Annotated in this window: 15 protein-coding genes and 10 pseudogenes; 10 read left to right on the top strand and 15 right to left on the bottom strand. The window is 31.3% G+C overall.

What is annotated here, in order from left to right; translation table 11 throughout:
* The first annotated feature begins 2 nt into the window (after positions 1-2).
* Both icaB and icaC read left to right on the top strand, forming a co-directional pair.
* Positions 3-873: pseudogene (gene icaB, locus DYE57_RS00980) on the top strand (intercellular adhesin biosynthesis polysaccharide N-deacetylase).
* The gene (gene icaC, locus DYE57_RS00975; protein ID WP_115312541.1) at positions 860-1,930 is read left to right on the top strand and encodes a polysaccharide intercellular adhesin biosynthesis/export protein IcaC; all 1,071 of its coding nucleotides are present in this window, start codon (positions 860-862) and stop codon (positions 1,928-1,930) included. The pseudogene icaB and the gene icaC overlap by 14 nt, the downstream one beginning before the upstream one ends.
* A gap of 202 nt (positions 1,931-2,132) precedes the next feature.
* On the opposite strand, the gene lip is transcribed toward icaC, so the two are convergent.
* Positions 2,133-4,268: a YSIRK-targeted triacylglycerol lipase gene (gene lip, locus DYE57_RS00970; protein ID WP_115312540.1), complete on the bottom strand. Its 2,136-nt coding sequence runs from the start codon at positions 4,266-4,268 to the stop codon at positions 2,133-2,135.
* 447 nt (positions 4,269-4,715) lie between these two features.
* Here lip and DYE57_RS00965 point away from each other — a divergent pair.
* Positions 4,716-5,376: pseudogene (locus DYE57_RS00965) on the top strand (arylamine N-acetyltransferase); the annotation flags it as partial.
* Positions 5,377-5,481: 105 nt separating this feature from the next.
* Here the strand turns inward: DYE57_RS00965 and hisIE are convergent.
* The 9 genes and pseudogenes from hisIE to DYE57_RS00920 form a co-directional block, all read right to left on the bottom strand.
* Positions 5,482-6,117 (bottom strand): annotated as a pseudogene (gene hisIE, locus DYE57_RS00960) (bifunctional phosphoribosyl-AMP cyclohydrolase/phosphoribosyl-ATP diphosphatase HisIE).
* A gap of 48 nt (positions 6,118-6,165) precedes the next feature.
* Positions 6,166-6,789: pseudogene (gene hisF, locus DYE57_RS00955) on the bottom strand (imidazole glycerol phosphate synthase subunit HisF); the annotation flags it as partial.
* A complete protein-coding gene (hisA, locus tag DYE57_RS00950; protein ID WP_115312539.1) occupies positions 6,786-7,490 on the bottom strand; it encodes a 1-(5-phosphoribosyl)-5-((5-phosphoribosylamino)methylideneamino)imidazole-4-carboxamide isomerase in 705 nt (234 codons plus the stop codon). The pseudogene hisF and the gene hisA, both read right to left, overlap by 4 nt.
* Positions 7,483-8,002 (bottom strand): annotated as a pseudogene (hisH, locus tag DYE57_RS00945) (imidazole glycerol phosphate synthase subunit HisH). The gene hisA and the pseudogene hisH overlap by 8 nt, the downstream one beginning before the upstream one ends.
* Positions 8,003-8,577, bottom strand: a pseudogene (gene hisB / locus DYE57_RS00940) (imidazoleglycerol-phosphate dehydratase HisB); the annotation flags it as partial.
* Positions 8,555-9,561 (bottom strand): annotated as a pseudogene (locus tag DYE57_RS00935) (pyridoxal phosphate-dependent aminotransferase). The pseudogenes DYE57_RS00935 and hisB, both read right to left, overlap by 23 nt.
* Positions 9,562-9,573: 12 nt before the next feature.
* Positions 9,574-10,783, bottom strand: a pseudogene (gene hisD, locus DYE57_RS00930) (histidinol dehydrogenase).
* A pseudogene (hisG, locus tag DYE57_RS00925) lies at positions 10,776-11,390 on the bottom strand (ATP phosphoribosyltransferase). Before hisG ends, hisD begins: the two co-directional pseudogenes overlap by 8 nt.
* A 26-nt stretch (positions 11,391-11,416) precedes the next feature.
* The gene (locus DYE57_RS00920) at positions 11,417-12,232 is read right to left on the bottom strand and encodes an ATP phosphoribosyltransferase regulatory subunit (RefSeq protein ID WP_238994480.1); all 816 of its coding nucleotides are present in this window, start codon (positions 12,230-12,232) and stop codon (positions 11,417-11,419) included.
* 622 nt (positions 12,233-12,854) lie between these two features.
* Here DYE57_RS00920 and DYE57_RS12120 point away from each other — a divergent pair.
* The 4 genes from DYE57_RS12120 to DYE57_RS12105 all read left to right on the top strand — a co-directional run bounded on the left by DYE57_RS12120 (position 12,855) and on the right by DYE57_RS12105 (position 14,405).
* Positions 12,855-12,998: a hypothetical protein gene (locus tag DYE57_RS12120; RefSeq protein ID WP_232619708.1), complete on the top strand. Its 144-nt coding sequence runs from the start codon at positions 12,855-12,857 to the stop codon at positions 12,996-12,998.
* 40 nt (positions 12,999-13,038) lie between these two features.
* Positions 13,039-13,446, top strand: a complete 408-nt coding sequence (locus tag DYE57_RS12115) for a TetR-like C-terminal domain-containing protein (RefSeq protein ID WP_338014859.1) — start codon at positions 13,039-13,041, stop codon at positions 13,444-13,446.
* 348 nt (positions 13,447-13,794) lie between these two features.
* Positions 13,795-14,049, top strand: a complete 255-nt coding sequence (locus DYE57_RS12110; RefSeq protein WP_232619709.1) for a TetR/AcrR family transcriptional regulator — start codon at positions 13,795-13,797, stop codon at positions 14,047-14,049.
* An 86-nt stretch (positions 14,050-14,135) separates the two neighbouring features.
* Positions 14,136-14,405, top strand: a complete 270-nt coding sequence (locus tag DYE57_RS12105) for a TetR-like C-terminal domain-containing protein (RefSeq protein ID WP_238994479.1) — start codon at positions 14,136-14,138, stop codon at positions 14,403-14,405.
* 255 nt (positions 14,406-14,660) lie between these two features.
* Here DYE57_RS12105 and DYE57_RS12100 read toward each other — a convergent pair whose 3' ends face one another.
* The 4 genes from DYE57_RS12100 to DYE57_RS00900 all read right to left on the bottom strand — a co-directional run bounded on the left by DYE57_RS12100 (position 14,661) and on the right by DYE57_RS00900 (position 16,368).
* Positions 14,661-14,927: a DUF1958 domain-containing protein gene (locus DYE57_RS12100; RefSeq protein ID WP_232619711.1), complete on the bottom strand. Its 267-nt coding sequence runs from the start codon at positions 14,925-14,927 to the stop codon at positions 14,661-14,663.
* Positions 14,928-15,079: 152 nt separating this feature from the next.
* On the bottom strand, positions 15,080-15,325 hold the full coding sequence (locus tag DYE57_RS12095; protein ID WP_254426207.1) for a hypothetical protein: 246 nt from the start codon (positions 15,323-15,325) through the stop codon (positions 15,080-15,082).
* The gene (locus DYE57_RS12090) at positions 15,322-15,798 is read right to left on the bottom strand and encodes a serine hydrolase (protein WP_254426206.1); all 477 of its coding nucleotides are present in this window, start codon (positions 15,796-15,798) and stop codon (positions 15,322-15,324) included. The genes DYE57_RS12095 and DYE57_RS12090 overlap by 4 nt, the downstream gene beginning before the upstream one ends.
* Positions 15,799-15,948: 150 nt before the next feature.
* Positions 15,949-16,368, bottom strand: coding sequence for a carboxymuconolactone decarboxylase family protein (locus DYE57_RS00900; RefSeq protein ID WP_115312537.1), 420 nt, complete (start codon positions 16,366-16,368; stop codon positions 15,949-15,951).
* Positions 16,369-16,459: 91 nt separating this feature from the next.
* Between DYE57_RS00900 and DYE57_RS00895 the strand changes: the two genes are divergently transcribed.
* From DYE57_RS00895 to DYE57_RS00885, 3 genes and pseudogenes are all read left to right on the top strand, one after another.
* On the top strand, positions 16,460-16,870 hold the full coding sequence (locus DYE57_RS00895; protein ID WP_115312536.1) for an Lrp/AsnC family transcriptional regulator: 411 nt from the start codon (positions 16,460-16,462) through the stop codon (positions 16,868-16,870).
* Between the two features lie 160 nt (positions 16,871-17,030).
* A pseudogene (locus DYE57_RS00890) lies at positions 17,031-17,437 on the top strand (YjdF family protein).
* 37 nt (positions 17,438-17,474) lie between these two features.
* The gene (locus DYE57_RS00885) at positions 17,475-18,044 is read left to right on the top strand and encodes a DJ-1/PfpI family protein (protein ID WP_232619712.1); all 570 of its coding nucleotides are present in this window, start codon (positions 17,475-17,477) and stop codon (positions 18,042-18,044) included.
* A 118-nt stretch (positions 18,045-18,162) separates the two neighbouring features.
* Here the strand turns inward: DYE57_RS00885 and DYE57_RS00880 are convergent, their stop codons facing one another.
* Positions 18,163-18,669 (bottom strand): GNAT family N-acetyltransferase, encoded by a 507-nt coding sequence (locus DYE57_RS00880; RefSeq protein WP_115312534.1) that lies wholly within the window; start codon positions 18,667-18,669, stop codon positions 18,163-18,165.
* Positions 18,670-18,793 lie beyond the last annotated feature (124 nt).

The raw sequence follows: 18,793 nt of genomic DNA, 5'->3' as shown, positions 1-18,793 counted from the left end.
GCATGAAACCTTTCAAATTCATCTTCATTAGCTTAATAATGTTGTTAATAATGACGAATGCTAAACCTATTTATCATCATTATGCTCAAGCTGATGAAAATCACAAGAAGTTAAAGTTTAAAAAGAATAGCGCTTTAGCGTTAAACTATCACAGAGTGAGAAAAAAAGATGCACTAAATGACTTATTACAATATTTTCAAGTAGCAAAGAAATTAAAAATTATAGTGTGACAGATCATGAGTTTCAGTCACAAATTAAATGGCTAAAAGCTCATAATGCTAGATTCCTCACTATGCAAGAATTTATTACCTACAAAGAAAAAGGAAAAGGAAAATTCCCCAAAAAAAGTGTTTGGATTAATTTTGATGATATGGATAAAACTATTTATGATAATGCTTTTCCTGTGTTAAAAAATATAAAATACCAGCAACTGGATTTTTAATTACCGGACACATAGGAGAAAAAATTTTCATAACTTAGATATGATTACTCAATCAGAGTTAGATAAAATGCATGAGACGGGTCTATGGGATTTCGAATCTCATACAAATGATTTGCATTCACTAAAAAAGGAAATAAATCTAAGTTTATTGAAGTATCTAACGTTATTGCTACAAAAGATATTAAAAAAGTAATAAAAATTTAATTTCTAAATATGGTAAAAATGAACAAGCCATAGCTTACCCTTATGGATTAATTAATGGTGATAAAATTCAAGCGATTAAGAATGCTCATATGAAATATGGTTTTACACTTCAAGAAAAAGCAGTCACACCAAATGTCGATAATTACAAAATCTCACGCATTTTAGTAAGTAATGATGCATTTGAAACTTTAGTTAAGAAATGGGATGGATTCGATGAAGAAAATTAGACTTGAATTAATATATTTACGTGCGTTTATTTGTGTCATTATAATTGTGACGCACTTATTGACACAAATCACACTAGAGCACAAAAACTTATCGGGTAGCTCTTTAATATTACAATATTATATCCGTAATATTGTTATTTTTGGAACTCCAAATTTTATTGTATTATCACAATTATTAACTACATTAAATTATAAAAAGGTAAGCAAACATTACTTAATATCGCGATTTAAATATATTTTTATCCCCTATCTTTTAGTAGGTGTTTTTTATTGTTATAGCGAATCGTTATTAACCGCTTCCTCTTTTAAAAAACAATTCATTGAAAATGTCGTTTTGGGACAGTGGTATGGTTATTTCATTATTATCATGCAGTTCTTCGTCTTATCATATTTAATATATAAAGTGAATTACAAATTATTTAATAGCAAGCTTCTATTGTTATCGTCCTTGATTGTTCAACAAAGTTATTTATATCATTTTATTTATAATGATTATTTTCACAAATTGGTGACACATTATTATCCATTAAGTGAAAATACGATGTTCTTAGGTTGGATTTTTTATTTCTTTTTAGGTGGATATATTGGTTATAATTATGAAAGTATTTTATCTTTCTTGGAAAAGTATTTAATTATCGTTATTATGTTAGCGCTTGGTGCATATGTTTTATTTATTTCTATTTCTGGTGAAGATTATTGGAATGTTACAAGTTTTACTTATACTTTGACACTTTACAATAGTCTTATGTTCTTTGTATTAGTTGGTATTTGCATGCATTTTAAAACAATGCTATTAAATACTATTAAAGCAATTAGTGCATTTTCATTCTTTATTTACTTATTGCACCCTATTATTTTAGATTCACTCTTTGCTTACACTAATATTTTTGAAGATAGCACTATTGTCTTTTTAGCGATATCATTGTTGATGATTCTCGGAATCTGCATTGGTTTTGGTATGATGTTACGTGAATTTTATATTTTCAGGTTCGTTATTGGCAAACAACCGTATAAGCTACAGCTTAATCATTACCAACCTAGCTGGAAGTCATGCTAATGCGAGAAAGCGCCTCTCGTTCAAGATTGACACATAAATTTTATCTCGAACGAGGGCGCTTGGTGTTAACTATTCAATTTTATTTGAATAAATTTTTTAAGATTCTAAATAAAGAACCGATTAATTGGAAGACATCACCTGTCATTAGATTCACCCCTATCTCTATTGTAGTCAGAATTTATATACCCAATATATGAATTTTTTAATTTGTTGATGTTAATTGTTCACTTTGTACTAAATCATCTGCTAACTCATGCCAAAATTGTTGTAATTCTTCTCTAGTACGTGCTGTATCAGAACTATCTTGTCCTACTAAATCAACATGATCCCAACCATGTTTTACTGGTGTTACTTGCCATATACCTTTTTGATTTTTATCTGTTGCTTCAACATATTTTTGGTTGAATGGATGTTGTGAAGAAATAACTGATACAAGTCCATCATTTTCTCTCCATTCCTGTTCTGTAGCTTTACCTATTAAATTTGCAGTTAAAGCAAATGGAAGGAATAAATTGAAATCAGCTTTTTGTCTACCTGATAGTGTTTTATGAGTTGCTTCACCTGTATAAGTTTTATAGACAATATTAGGATTTAACGATGTTTTGCGATTTAAATCTGTTGCTCCATCACGTGTTAAATCATTGAAACCATTATCTTTAGATTTCCATAATTTAGAGTTTTGTACACGTTTAACATAATCAATGTAAGATTCACCAGGTTTTTGTTTTAACCCCCATTGTGATAAACCGAAGTCTACACGAGAATCTTTGTTACCAAATTTTTTACCTAAATCAAATACCATTTGGCGAACTAATGCTTCATTACCAAATAAATCAGATGCATGTGTACCATTATGCGGCGTACCAAGTGTAGTTATAGAAGAAACCATGTTGTCATGGCCACCTTGGAATAATGGAGAAATTTCGCCACCATGTTCCTTTTGATATTCGATTTCTTCAGGACTACCGTGTCTAAGTAATTCTTCTAATTGACGAATTGTTTGACCACCCATGCTATGTCCTACTAAATGAACTTTTTGACCTGGTTTCCAGTCTTTATAAACGCCTTCATAAGTTTTTCCATAACGTTCATGACCATATTTAGCCGCATGTGCCGCACCGTAATCTACACGACCGCCTTTAATGTAGTAATACAACTCTACTGCACGATCATAGTTACTACCGAAAGCACTAATGCTTGCCTCATATGCTTCATAACCATTTTCTTCTAAATCTTGGCGAATATTCATTTTATCGCCACCCCAGTAATGCGTTAATACTGCTGGATTGATATCATCTGTAAATCCATTAAACCCATGTACTAGGATAATCGGATCATGATTTTTGTATTGATGTTGTTTTGCTACTTTATTTGTTTGATCTTTATCGTTCTTAGTCAGTTGTTGTGCAGTTTGTTTATTCGTTGTAGCTACTGCATTACTTTTCAAAGCACCTAAACCATCTTTAGAAGATGACTCTTTATCAGAAACTTGATTTGCCTTTTTACTTACTTTTAAAGGCTCGTCTTTAGAATCTTTTGCAGTCAAACTATACGTTGCATCATCTTTAGCTGTCACCCGTTGAGTATTTTCATTAACTTCTTTATTTATATCTTTATGTGTTTCTGATGAGTTGACCTTATCATTTGTTACTTGTTCTACCTGTTGTTGATTGTGAGTTGCCTCTTTATCCTGTTGAGATAGCTCTGTTGGTATAGATGCCTTTGTTGATTCGGTATTCTTTTCAACGCCTTGTGCTTGTTTAGTTGTTGACTGTGAGGCACTAGAATCATTGTCTTTAGTCATTTTAGTCTTTACATCTTCATTAGCTCGCACTGCTTTAGCGTGTGAAGCTTGATCCTCTGCTTTAATATTGTTATTTTGTTGTACTTGTTCTTGTTGTGGTTTATCTTGAGAAACGTCCTGAACTGGCACCTCTTTATGACTTTCTTGACCCTCATAATGCTCTACTGCAGTTTGTGTTTGATTAGTTTGAGGTTTTTCTTGTAATGCTTTTTCAGTGTTTGAATCCTCTTTGCTACGTTGTTTTTCATTATGTAAGCTTGATTGTTCATCATTAGAATTGATGTTATTTTGATTGTCAGCATTTTGCTCTCGTGGCTCAACTTGTTGATGATTTTGAGTCACTGATTGTTCACTTATTTTTCCATTTTCATCCCCAATAGATTGCGCTATCCCGTTATCAGGAGTTCCCTGTTCCTGATGTTGTTCTGCTGCTTGCGCTGAAGCACCACCCATAAATAACAATGCTGCTATTAGAATTGATGACGCGCCTACACTAAACTTACGTATACTATACTTATTTTGTCTTGTTTTCAAAGTTAGCACCTCTATCTATTTATTTTTTAAAAATGAACTTCTAAATGTCTAGCAATTAAATGAACAAATTGATAATTACACGTGGCAAAAATTCAAAAACTTTGTTGAAAAATATTTTGATAGCTTCCATAATGAACTCCTTTCCACCTTAAGTAAGCGCTTCCAATATCTTATAAAATTTTTTGAAATTTGTAATACAATTTTAAAAATTCAAACAAGATATAAATCACTTATCTTTTTCGGTATTATTTATATATTATGTTACGTGGATTTTCACATTTTGTCAACAATTATATGCAATTTAATTACGCGTTATAATAATCTATAATCAAAAGAAATTACTTATGTTTATTAATAGTATAAAATACTAATTATTCAAAACTTTCTAATTAAAGGAGTAGTTTAAATGAACATTGATTTTGAATGTTACCTTAACATAAATACTTCAATGTACAAAATAAAGTACCTATTTCTATAGGTATAGACAATCTTTATGACAAAATAGTCAATCAACAGCGTGGTGGCTTTTGCTATGAATTAAATCATTTATTTGTTACGTATTTAGAATGTAAAGGGGGTCATGTTACGCGTACTTCTTCAACAGTTCACACTTCAGATGGCGGTCGAAACCCTGAAGGTTCGCATATGTCACTTTACGTCAATATCAATGGGACATTTTATATTACTGATGTTGGATTTGGAGATGTACCTTTAAGCGCAATAGAGCTGGGTTCTAAAATCAATTCATATCAACTCATGATAGAAACGGCGTTTACCGCGCTATTTTGAGCAAAGACAATCAATATGACTTGCAAAAGCAAATACAAAACAAATGGGTAACACTCTATGTAGCACATTTACAACCTCAATATATTGAAGACTTTGAAGATAAAATCAACTACAACGAACATCACCCTTTGTTCAACAATTACTTATTACTCAACCACAGTTTTTTGGACGTGCCACAATGACTTATCACACTTTAACTTTAAGTAATGATATTAATAAACGTAAGTATAACGTCACAACCGATAACTACAAACACTTTTTGAAAAAGTTTTTTAGTTTAGATGTGAAGATTAATCCTTTTGAAAATAAATTGTACTAAAAATGTTTAACTTTGACTCTATTATTTTCACAACTTATCAAAATCACTGAGACGGTGAGTAGAATATAGCTTCATTATTCATTATATATCATGTATCATCCATGTTTACCATTCTTTAATGTCTTTACGTTCACCTTTAAAATTATTACTTTTTTGATGGCGTTGTGCTAATACTTGTTCTACTTCTGTGAACTGTATATCAAGACTATGCAATAATACGAAAAAGTGGTACATTACATCTGCCGTCTCACTGATTACTTCTTCACGATTATCTTTTAATGCACCTATCACAACTTCGAACGCTTCTTCGCCAAATTTTTTCGATATTTTATCAATATCTTCTTTAAGTAAATATTGTGTATAGGAATTAGATTTATTCGAATTAGCACTTTGATAAATCGTTTATTGTAAATTTTGTACTTTGAAATGATGTGCCCTTTCATTATTAAAACAACTTTGATTTCCAGTATGACAAGTAGGTCCTTGTGGAATTACTCTCATTAATATTGTATCTTGGTCACAATCTGCGTGCACACTCACCACATTTTGTAAATGTCCAGACGTTTCACCTTTAGTCCATAAGCGTTGTTTAGATCTGGAGTAGAACGTAACTTTACCTTCTTCGAGCGTTTTTTGATAAGCTTCTTCATTCATATAACCCAACATTAATACGTCATCCGTTTGATTATGTTGTAAGATGACAGGTACTAATCCTTTTAAAAAGTCAATACGTTCACTCATCTTACAGGTATCCCTCCTTTATGCATTTTTTCTTTAATTATTGCCACAGTTGTTTCTTGATCCTGAAGCAATGATTGGAATATTTACTAATTGCTTAATTTCTGCTAAATGATCGATGTCAAAACCTTGTTTCATTCCATCATGATGCATACTCGTTATAAGTAATTCTCCTGCACCTAAACGTTCTACCTCTTGAACTCAATCATACACGCGTACATTGGTTAACCTTTTACCACCATGCGTCGTACAAAAATAATCATCTCGTTGTTCATCATAAAAACTATCAATGGCTGTACAAATACATTGACTACCAAACTTTTCACTTGCTTGTCGAATTAATTCTGGATGCTTTAGAGCACTAGAATTCAATGATACTTTATCTGCACCGTGATTTAATAGTTGTGTAATATCATTTAAAGTCTGAATACCTCCACCAACTGTTAAAGGAATAAATAATTGTTTTGCCGTTCTTTCAATCACTTCTAACATAAGGTCATGCCCAGTCTCTATCTTTGAAATATCAAGAAAGACTAATTCATCAGCACCGGTAACATTATAATAAAGAGCTAAATCAACAGGGTTGCCAATATCCCTTAATGACTTAAATTGGATGCCTTTTACTACACGTCCATCTTTAACATCTAAACATGGAATGACTCTCTTCTTAATCAAGATAATCCCTCCCAAAATGCATTCTGATGTATAGCTTTACCTACAATGGCAGCGTGAACATTCAACACCTCTAATTGTTGTAAGTCTGCTTGATGTCTAATTCCTCCTGAAGCAATCACAGGTAAATATGTTGTATGAGCTAGTCGACCTGTCAATTCAAAGTTAGCTCCTTCGAGTTTGCCATCTTTTGAAATATCTGTATAAATAATGCCCCCTAATGGTAAATGCTCAATCTTAGCAACATAATCAAATAAATTAAGTTTGGCGTCCTCTTCCCATCCATTAATTTTTATTTCCACTCCAAAAGCATCTACAGACACATATATTTTGTTTGGAAAATGTTGTGTCATACGTGCTAACCACTCAACGTCTTGGATACCTTGCGTGCCCAAAATACAATAATCGATTACTGAGTTAATATAATTTTCAATCGTTTGTTTTGAGCGAATACCTCCACCTACTTCTATAGGTTTAAGGGTAAGTTTTCTTAATGATTGGATATAATTAAATTCTGTCGCTTCTTTTGTTTTAGCTCCAATTAAATCAATAATATGAATACGTGTTACACATTCAAATTGACTATAAAACTGGATACTTTCTTCCACTGTTTTCTCCACTTTTTCTTCTGAAGTATATTTACCTTCAGTCAATCGGACACTTGTTGAATTAATCAAATCGATGGCTGGCCATAATTCAATCATCAATAAACCCTCCTTTTAAAGCTTGATTCAGTATAGCTAATCCATACTCTCCACTTTTCTCAGGATGAAACTGAATACCAATGTAGTTCTGATATTGAATCACACCCGGAACTTTTGTGCCATAATTGGCGTAAGCTACTACGTGTTATGCATACTTTGCAAATCATTCCATCCTAAATGTGGAACTGGATAATCTGTCTGAATCGCACAATATTTCCTGGGACAAATCCTAATCCATCAACGTCACCTTCCGCGCTATGCTGAAATAGTAATTGCATACCTAAACATATACCGATAATCGGTTTATGATGAATTTTACTCAGAGAGTGATCAATTCTCTTAGCATGAATAGAAGTCATTGCATCCTTAAAATGCCCAACTCCAGGAAGAACAATAGCATCTGCTCTTTCTAATTCTTTATCATCACATGTAAGGACAACATCATACCCTAAATATTGAATTGCTCGGGTTACGTTACTAATATTTCCTAATCCATAATCAATAATAGCTATTTCAATGACTCCTTTAGAAATGGGATACGACCGTCTTCTTTTGATGAGAGTGCAACTTTTAATGCTCTCGCAAAAAACTTAAAGATGGATTCTATCTCATGATGCGTATTGCCACCACGAATTAAGTCAATATGCACAGTTAATCTTGCATTAATAACCAATGCTCTAAAAAATTCTTCGACAAGTTCCGTGTCAAAAGTTCCTACCTTTTGAGCACTCAATTCACTATTAAATGAGAGATAAGGGCGCCCGCTTATGTCTATCACTGTACGTGCAAGAGTTTCATCCATTGGAATGTAGGAATGACCATATCTTGTAAAGTCCTGTTGATCTTTAACTAATTGAAGGACAAGTTGCCCAATTACAATACCTATATCTTCAGTTACATGGTGATCATCTACATAAGTATCTCCTTCTGCTTCTATAGTAAGACTCAATCCGCTATGAAATGTAAACAACGTCAACATATGGTCTAAGAAACCTACACCCGTTTTAATATTAGATTGAGTTTCATCATTCGACAGTACTATTTTCAATTGTGTTTCTATAGTATTACGAGTTAACTGGTACGTCATAATGTTCTCTCCATTTCTTTACAACTTCCTCTAAAATATGAAGCTGTTCTTCTGTAGCAATCGAATAGCGGACATAATCTCTCATAACTTCCTTCATCATAAAATCTTGGTTTAAAACCATTTTCATGAATAAAAGCACCTAATTGTTGTGCAAGCACACCCTTTGTTAAAACAAAATTAGTATAAGAAGGATAAACTTTGATAATATCTGCAACGTATTTACTAAAAATTCCTTTCAATCAAGTTGCCAAAGCGCGTTGTCGTTGAATGAATGCTAAAGTCTTTGCTTGTTTGGTAAATAAAGTTGTAGCAACTTTCAATGTTAAACTATTTAAAGGATACGGATGCTCGATACGTTTAATAAGATGAATTGTTTGCTCATGACTCACAATGGCACCTAAGCGTAAACCTGCTAAACCAAATGCTTTTGACAATGTGCGCATACGAATAATAATGTGACTCTAAAGCTACTTGATAAGTATGACCGTAATCAAGATACGCTTCATCAATCACGAAGTAGCTCCCTATAGACTTCACCCGAGTAGATATTGCTTTAAGAAAGTTTAGGTTAAATTGGTTACCAGTTGGATTATGAGGGTTACTCATGATAAAAAATGAAGGTCGTACTTCATCTATCTTTGCTAGTATCTTTTGCAAATCAAATCGCAAATCATCACTTGCATCGACAAATTGTATAGAACGTTTAATTTGTGCTGCATATGCTTGATACATAAAGAAATCAGGATTTAAAGTGAGTACAGGACCTTCTGGCATAATCACCATTAACTTCTGTATCAATTCATCAGAACCATTAGCTGCGGTAATTTGAGTGAACTTTAAATTATAGAATTTAGCATATGCTTCAAGAAATTGCTCATATTCTTCATTAGGAAATAAATTATAGTTTAAATCTTTAATAATTAGTTTGAGTTGTTATTGTGATAATGGCGTGATAGGACTTTCATTTTTGTTAATCGGTATCATCCTATACCCTCCTTATCGACGTATATAGATCGACTTTTCATGATTATATAAAGTTCAATATGTGCAATATGTTCCGCTGACTGTGCCACTTCATTAAATGTTTGTTGTGACAAATGAATCACAGAATGACGTGTCATAAAATCATTCACAGATAGACCATTGGTAAATCTAGCTGTTTGATTTGTAGGCAATACATGACTAGGTCCTGCAACATAGCCTCCTATAACTTCAGGAGAGTAATATCTTAAAAATAATGCACCCACATATTTAACTTTATCAACATATACTTCAGGCAATTTTGTTTGAATAGACGCATGTTCAGGAGCTATGGTATTCATGACTAAACATGCTTCTTCAATATCCTCAACTAAAATTAAATAATGATGTTTTGCAATACTTGTTGAAACAATATCTTGACGTTCAACATATTGAAGTTGATCTTGTATCATTATTTCTAAACGTTTAAGTATCTGTTCATGTTCACTAATGACATAGGTACAAGCCATTTCATCATGTTCTGCTTGTGCAAATACATCATATGTAATCGCTTCCAAATCAGCAGTCTCATCTATGATTAATGCTATTTCTGTAGGCCCTGCAATTTGATCGATGCACACTTGTCCATATACAAATTGATTTCTTGGTCCCACAATTTTATCAACTTTCGATATTGATTCTGTACCATATGCTAAAGCTGCAATGCTCTGTGCACCACCCATTTGATATACATGGTTCACACCAGTAATATGACATGCCGCTAATACTTCTTGACAAATACCATTCGTTTGTGGAGGAGTCACTACAGTAATCTCTTTAACTCCAGCTACTTGTGCAAGTGTAGCTATCATTAACACTGTAGAAGAATAGCTTGCCTTGCCACCTGGCACATAAATACCTACACGTTCAATAGGATGATGAATTTCATAACATTCCCCTTGATGATTCGAAACGTACTGTATTTTGATTTGTTCTTGATACGCTCTAATTCGGTTGTAACTATGTTCTAATGCTGAACGTGTCTTATCATCTAAATTATCGTAAGCTTGTTTAATTTTATTCTGATCAATTTCTAGTTGTTCTGTTTTCACGTGATCAAACTGTAAATTATAATTTTTAAGTGCACAATCTCCATGTAATTTAACTTCATTACATATATCACTAACTATTGTATATAATCATCTTCTTTGCTAAATTGGTTTAAAAATTGTTGCGCTTTAAACATGATTCATAAACACCCCCAAATGATTTATAAAATCTTCTATTTCAGAAGCCTGTTTAAAATATGCTGCTTTATTCGTTATCAACTTCGCATTAATATCAGCTATATGCTGTTTTTCTACAAGACCACTCGCTTCAAGTGTGGTCCCTGTTTGAACAATATCTACAATGCCATCTACCATATCTACAACACATGAAAGTTCGACAGAACCATTAAGGTGTATCACTTCTACATCCATTCCATTAGTATTAAAATATTACGTTGCAGTTTGAACGTAACTTGTCACAACTTTACTATAATGGTTGATATGTGGCTTTGTAGCTAAAGCAAAGTGGCATCTACCAAAGGGTAAATCTAATAATTTATTGATATTAAATCTCTGTTCATTTAATATGTCACTGCCCACTATTCCTACATCAGCGATACCTTGTTCAACGTAAGTAGATACATCACTACCTTTTACTAATATAAATTCAATATTGTCAATTGTAAGAAGTAGTTGTCTGTTTCTGTTTAATAAGGTATTTGCAATAGCCATTTGATGTATTTGTTGGATGTATTCTATAAAGCTTTCTAATAAACGTCCTTTTGCTAGTGCTACTCGTAACATGCTTGTCGCTCCTTACATTTTCAAAATTAAAGCGTTAATCCTAAACCAAAACCTTCGAGCACATCATTATAATAACCACCTGTTAGCACCCTATGACTTGATTGCTCCAAATGACACTTTATAAATACACCCTTGTAGTATGATCTTGGGGGTTGAGCTGTAATATCTAGATGAATTTGAGTTATTCCTTGTTTCTTTAACCAACTTCCCCATGATTGAATGGATTTAAGGACGGGATGATTCACATGTAGATAATCGGGAAACACTTTAAGTTGATTCAATGTATTTTCTTTAAGAATTTGAATGAGAGGATGTTGTACACCTAATTTTTGTATCAAGCCTGATAGATTTCTTTCTTCAATCATCTCCATAACATCTTCAGTTTGATCATGAGGTTTTAATAGTGTATTAATCAATTGGTAATGTCCTAAAATGACGAATTGAATACAGTCATTGAGATATTGATGGATAAAATGATGAAAATCTAAAAAGCTTTTAGTCATTGTCTCAAATTTAGGGTGATAATTTTCAATACCAACTTGTTTTATTACCTTATGATTTCTAATAATGTCTCCGACATATGCCACGAGCTTATACTTAATTGGGAATGCGGTGAAATATCTAAATAGTTGATTTGTAAAATCATTTCTTAAAACATACATATGCTTATTGTGTTGCCAAAAGCAACGCTCGTCCATTTGTTGCAAGTCTTCATGTGTTAATGTTTTCCAGTTCAATTTTTCAATTAAATTAAAATCAACAAGTTGATATCCCTGCTGATTAAAATATTTTAAAAACTGTAATTCTTCTTTAATAGAAATTAAATCAATGGCTAGGCGCACAGAATCCCCCTTTTTCAAGCAATCCCTTTATCACTATATTGTACTAAAGTAAAATTGTAGTAATACACTACCATGTTACACGTAATATAACAAGTGTTTTTTCTGAAAATTCTTTTATTTAAGAATATATAAATCTGTTTACATTCTTTACACAAGAACACAGAAATCATCATTTTAAAATGCTAAACGCCTTGTTTCACTATAATAGATATATTATTCTAAAAAGTGGTTAAACCTATATTCATAAAACTTTATAAAGTTTCGATTTGAGTTTTAAAATGTCGCTAAATTTTGCTTAACACACGCAATAACTAGAGATACTTAAACTACATTTATACACAAAAATTTAGAGATACAGCTATAAAGCTGCGTAAGTGATTTTGAGAAAAAATTAATAGTACTCTCTAATTACCACACAAAACATACTAACCCACAAAGCCCAATTAAATGAGTTAGTATGGCTTATATAGTAATAAGATTGCATGCACAAATTTGATTTATTTAAAATTTAGTTATATCAGAAATTGTATCAATTTTAAATCAAACAATGTGTATCCAAATTAAGCCATCTAATACTTATGTGACATTTTTCAATAAATGTCTCATTTTTAAGAGGTGTATAATGAATAGTAAAGTTTTGCGTGTAGAAAAAACTGAAAATGCATTGTTAGATGCCCTATTTGAAACTCTAAGCACTAAAGAATTCAAACAAATTACTGTACAAGATTTATGTGACAAAGCTTTAGTCAGACGTTCCACTTTTTGATAGAAGATTTGATGATAAATATGATTTATTTAAATTACTTATTCGAAAGCTCGTTTTCAGAATAAGAGAGAAGCATTTTGCTGTATTAAACCCTGATAAGCCGAGAGCTCACTTTGAAAAAGTCATATACGATTCATTAGCTTATATAAATAATCATAAAACTATAGCTCAAAATGTATTGACTTTAACACTTTATGATGAGACAACAGATATTATCTTCGAACAATTATATACTGGAATGCAAGCACAGATACAATTTGAAACTAAACATGGATTTAAATTTAATGTCGATGTCGATGTTGATGTGCTAGCTAATTTTATTACCGGGGGAATATTAAGAACGATTTATTCCTGGATCCAAGATGGTCAAAATTATTCAATAGATGAACTCACTCGAGAAATTGTTAAAATTCTAGATGGCGTTCACAACTACCAAATAAAAAATTAAAAAAGGAATTCACTCAATAATCATTTTTCATTAATTACTTCCCTCTTAAGACAGGGACATCCTTGTTCAAACTAAAAAATTGTTACATTAAACTTTTAGTATCTCTTTTTTATCAGTAACCCCCTCTCTAATTCCATTTGGATTTAAATCAACATTTCACAACTCATCAAGGTATATAATTAAAATAAAAGTAGTACACTATAGATATAGTAGTGTTGATTTTTTGAATTAGAGACTTTAACGTTTTTTTAATAAATATTAAGTTAAATTAATTAGAGCAGTTAAAATAAATATAATGACGCTTAAGTCACACAGATTTTGAAGTATCCGCTATATGAGGTGAATAAAATGAATAGCAACGATTTACGTGTTAAAAAGACACAACGTGCTCTAATGGATACATTTTTAGAATTACTAAAGATGAAAAGTTTTAATCAAATCACTATTCAAGGTTTGTGTGAACATGCTATGGTTCGTCGTTCAACTTTTTATAAACATTACAACGATAAATATGATTTATTAGATCAAGTACTCAATCAATTTTTTAAAAGTTTACATGAATCTCATTCATCTAACTTAGCTGTAAAGCAACCTAAAACTTAGCTGTAAAGCAACCTAAAACTTACTTTGAAAATGTAGTACGGAATACCTTGAATTTCTTAAAAAATAACCGAAATACTATTCAAAGTGTGTTAAACATTACCTATTATGGTGAAGTAACAATTATTGTTTACAATCAGTTATATAAAGGAATTGAAAGACAAGTTGATTTCGACATACGTTATGGCATACGCTTTAATATCGATTTAGAAGTTTATATGGAATTTCTAGCAGGTGGTATTTTACGTATTATTTATGCATGGTTAAAACAGGGTCAAAAACAATCAGTTGATGAATTAACATTAGAAATAGTTAAAATTATTAACGGCATGAGAGAAACACACATTAAGAAGTTCTAGTTACTCTTGGCAATACAAAGTGCGTGGACAGAATTCATAGCGGATTCATTGTTCCATCCCCGGAACACCAACTTGCATTGTTTATAGAATTTCTGAATGAAATTCTATATGTTGGGTCCAGACTATAGTTGAAAAAAGCTTGATATGAGCCCATGCTCAATTCTATCATCGACTGTCAATACGTTAAAACGCCTGAGACATTGATTGGTATCTCAGGCTCTTCATAAAGATTTAAAATATAACTGCAATATGCATTTATTTAAATAACCACTTAAAGAATCCCCTATGTTTTTCTTCAACTTTCACTGTTGGATACGTATTTCCTTGTAAAAAGTAACGTTGATAATGTACGTAAGTCGCATCTTTACTATTGATTGAAATATGCCATTCTTTATTTTTAGGAACAACATCGTATAAATCTTTCTTTACATTATACTGTTTCCCACCTATTTGATGTTCTCCCTTTTCAAACTGTTGTCGATAATATTTCATCATATTATTCGCGATTTCATTCCGATTCACCTTAGCCTCTTCACTCGGATAAGGTGACACATTTAAAATTATTTCATTAAGTCGCAAACCGTTTCGTTGATTTGTTAATGCTAAACTGTATCCAGTATCACTTATTCCAATTTTTAAGCCATCTGTGCCTTCATAATACTTAGGTTGTCCTTTTAACGACAGATTTGTCGATTTGAAATGACTGACCTTGTTGTGTTGATGAAAGCTTTTTGGTGATTTTTTAAAATTTCCGTATGTTTTTTGATCATGTGATACATCATCATATTCATATCTTTAGATGTTTTACCTTGTTTTTTATACTTATTTGGAGCAAATGAACCTAATAATTTTCTATCTGCACCTGCTGGGCTTGTATAATGCGTTTGCTTCATACCAAAGTCCTTAGCTTGTTTATTCATTTTATCTGTAGGGATATCGAACCTGATACTTTTTCACCTAATATTAATGCCGCTGCGTTGCTAGATGCCAATGCAGTCTGTTCTAAAATTTGTTTCACTGTATAGGTTTGACCTGCCTGTAAAGGGACTGAAGATAAATTAGGTAACTGAGACAATCGAGCTTGCTCAGAAGTTATTTTTATTTTGTCATTCATATGTACTTTTCCTGATTTAACTGCATCTAATGTAAGATACATAGTCATCATTTTCGTTAAAGAGGCTGGATCCTCTTTTTTATTCTCATGATAACGATATAAAATTTGACCATTCTGTGTTGTTAAAGTTAAGGCATCAGGTTCATATGTACTAGATATGTTGTTCTTTGTATGATGATTTATGACTTCACTTGGTTTTTCTGCACCGTAACTTAAAGAAGTACCGAGTAAAGCAACAATGCCTATCATCGCTGTTGTGTGTGTTACTTTGTGAAACATAGTATCCTCCTATTTTAGTATAAAATTATCATTCATGTATGTAATAAGCATATGATATTTCTAAAGAATTACTCACAATTAAAATTTCCTTAAAGAAAATGTTGTACATTATACTTATACCAAGTCTAGTACAACATTTCAAAAGATTACTTATTGCCCATCTTCAGGTTGAAGAGACATCAATGAGCCAAACTGATGTTGACAATTGGTAAACGTTATATATACAAACAATTCTACCATCTCTTGCTCAGTTAAATTCTCTTTTAATAATTCTATTGAAGACTTAGGCATAATTCCTTTTTGTGTTATAAATACATCTACAAACCCGATACAAATGATGGATTTATCATCTATGAACTTTTTTTCTGGTCTACCTTTAGCTTTACAATATAAACAATTGTTATTTTGTGCTAACATCTTTCTTATTTCTTCTTTTAACTCTGCTGATAAAAATTCTTCTTTTTTAAGAACATCACCAAGAGCAATCCAATTTTCATAAATTTTAGGAACATGACCTAATATTCTATCATAAGGTGTATGACCTTTATCTGATAATTCTACAATAGCCATAAAATCCCCTTAATTAAGAGAAAAAGATTTATGAATATGATATATTAGTCAAAAATATATTAAACTTATCAAAAATTAGGAGAATACTACCTTGGACTTAACTAATGAAAATATTATTAATTTACTCGCAAAAAATAGTAAATTATCATTACATGAAATAGGCAAAGAAGTTAATTTATCCACACCCTCAGTTAGAGAACGTATTAATAAATTAATTGATTCCAAGATAATTAATCGATATACCATTGACATCAATTATAAAGCTTTAGGATATGAGATTAATACGATAATAGAAGTCGAAATTAAAAATAATTTATATAAAGACTTTACAGAATTTATTAATAATCAAAGTAATATAGACTTTTGTTATAGAATTTCTGGTGAAAGTTGCTTTATATTCAAAGCTCATTTCAAAAATATGGCTGATGTTGAAAGTTTAATTGATAAAATTCAGTTTTTCGGTCACACTAAAAGTCACTTTATTTTTTCAGAAACAGTATAAAAAAGAACTTTGTTTATAAGTTAAATTCATGTCATACTTAATCTAGAAATGTAAAAACACATTTGGGTTGGTAATCCCAATGCAAATTTAAATTTTTGTCAGTAACCTTCCTCCTCAGGTCGTCCATCATTTCAATTTTCTATCGAGGAGGGACTTATCAATGAAATTATCAATATTTCACGATGGTCAGTTTTTTGTTGGTTTAGTAGAATATCAAGATAATTTAGTCAGTAAATTTTTAAAAGTCACTTTTGGTAGTGAACCTAGTGACGAAAAGGTACTTAATTTTATTTATTGGAAGTTGAACCCACTGCTGGAAAAAACAATAACCACTAAAAATAAACCCATAAAACCGAAAAAGGTTAACCCAAAACGTTTGCAAAGAAAAGTGGCAAAAGAACAAAAAGCACCTAAATTCACTACTTTAGCTCAACAAGCTATTAAAGAAGAACAGGAACTAAAAAAACATAACAGTAAAAAATTAAATAAGCTTAAGAGAGAGCAACACTCAAAATATAAGAGAAAACTAAAAAGAAAAAGGCAAAAGATAAGCATAAAAGTCACTAAATAAGGAGTTAAATTTATGTAGACTGCATTATTTTTATTGTTAGATGAATATGCTGATTGGAAAAGTTGCTATCTTAGTCCAATTTTAAATAGGAGTAATGAATGGTCAGTTCAAACGGTGTCCATTTCTGACAGTGTGATCTCTCTCGGTGGCTTTTACACTAAAATCGATACCAACCATAATGAAATCAATCCTAAATACGATTTATTATTACTCATAGGTGGGAGCAGTTGGTTTACTGAAAATAAAACTTTGTATGATTTCATTCAAGAAGCATTTAATTTGAATAAAAATGCAGGAGCCATTTGTAGTGCAGTAGATTATTTAGCTAAACATGTTTTTTTAAATCATTATCAGCATACCGGTAATTCAATCGAAATATTTAGACAATTTCCAAAATATAATTCTCATCATAATTTTCAACCAGAACAAATCATACAAGATAAACACTTTATAACTGCTAATGGTACCGCGACCTTAGATTTCACAGAATATGTACTTAAAACGATTCATTTTGATACTGCCGAAAATATTAAAAAGCAAATATTTATGAATAAATATGGTTTCTACGAGTATTGCAAACGATTTGGAAATCCATATACTTGATAACATTTTAATAAAACTCCACTTTGATGATGTAGCAAACTAGAAAATAGAACTAAAATTCTTAGTCCAAAGTTTGCACATTATCAGGATGGAGTTTTTATTTTTACTATTAACTTAACTAGGTATATTGAGTTGTTGAATAAAAAAGCAATGGGTTACCTTTATTAATGATATTATTCCAAGATAGATCATCAATATAACCTAATCGTTCTGCTAATTTAATAGATGGTTGATTTGTATGTATAATTTTAGGAGTAATTGAATCGTAATGTTTTAACGAGTAAGAAATCTTGTCTATTCTCTCTGTAGCTAACCCTTGTTTAGTGAATTCTGAAAAAAATCTATAGTATAAATTAAGAAAGCGTTGATAATTTATCGTGCGATATTCAAATTCCGTAATACCTGCAACTTCTTTAGAGTCTTCAGTAATTAAGATAAAATAACCAAAGTTGTTCTCCTCCCAATGTCTTATCCATCCTTCAATAAACCTTTTAGTCACCTCTTTACTTTCATGAATACCCTTTGGTGTATACTGAGTTGCTTCTTTATTTGTGTGTAAAAGATATAGTTCATCAATATATTTTAAATCCGGTTTGTCTAATAATAATCTTCCAGTTTCTAACATCATCCCCCTCTATCATGTTTCTTAGCCCTTTCTAAATAAAAGTGACATTTTTCAATATATACTCCTTTTTTGCTGTGTCATTTGCAAAATTTATACTACCTAATCATGATGTATGTCTTCCTTC

The sequence above is a fragment of the Staphylococcus saccharolyticus genome (assembly GCF_900458815.1).
GTDB lineage: Bacteria > Bacillota > Bacilli > Staphylococcales > Staphylococcaceae > Staphylococcus > Staphylococcus saccharolyticus.
This window is presented reverse-complemented; position numbering and strand designations above follow the sequence as displayed.

Excerpts from the sequence above, each read along its gene's own strand:
- DYE57_RS12110 (WP_232619709.1), top strand. The coding sequence starts at position 13,795 with ATGAATAGCAACGATTTACGTGTTAAAAAGACACAACGTGCTCTAATG.
- DYE57_RS12120 (WP_232619708.1), top strand. The coding sequence starts at position 12,855 with ATGAATAGTAAAGTTTTGCGTGTAGAAAAAACTGAAAATGCATTGTTA.
- hisA (WP_115312539.1), bottom strand. The coding sequence starts at position 7,490 with ATGATTGAATTATGGCCAGCCATCGATTTGATTAATTCAACAAGTGTC.
- DYE57_RS12090 (WP_254426206.1), bottom strand. The coding sequence starts at position 15,798 with ATGTTTCACAAAGTAACACACACAACAGCGATGATAGGCATTGTTGCT.
- DYE57_RS00880 (WP_115312534.1), bottom strand. The coding sequence starts at position 18,669 with ATGTTAGAAACTGGAAGATTATTATTAGACAAACCGGATTTAAAATAT.
- DYE57_RS12095 (WP_254426207.1), bottom strand. The coding sequence starts at position 15,325 with ATGAATAAACAAGCTAAGGACTTTGGTATGAAGCAAACGCATTATACA.
- DYE57_RS00900 (WP_115312537.1), bottom strand. The coding sequence starts at position 16,368 with ATGGCTATTGTAGAATTATCAGATAAAGGTCATACACCTTATGATAGA.
- icaC (WP_115312541.1), top strand. The coding sequence starts at position 860 with ATGAAGAAAATTAGACTTGAATTAATATATTTACGTGCGTTTATTTGT.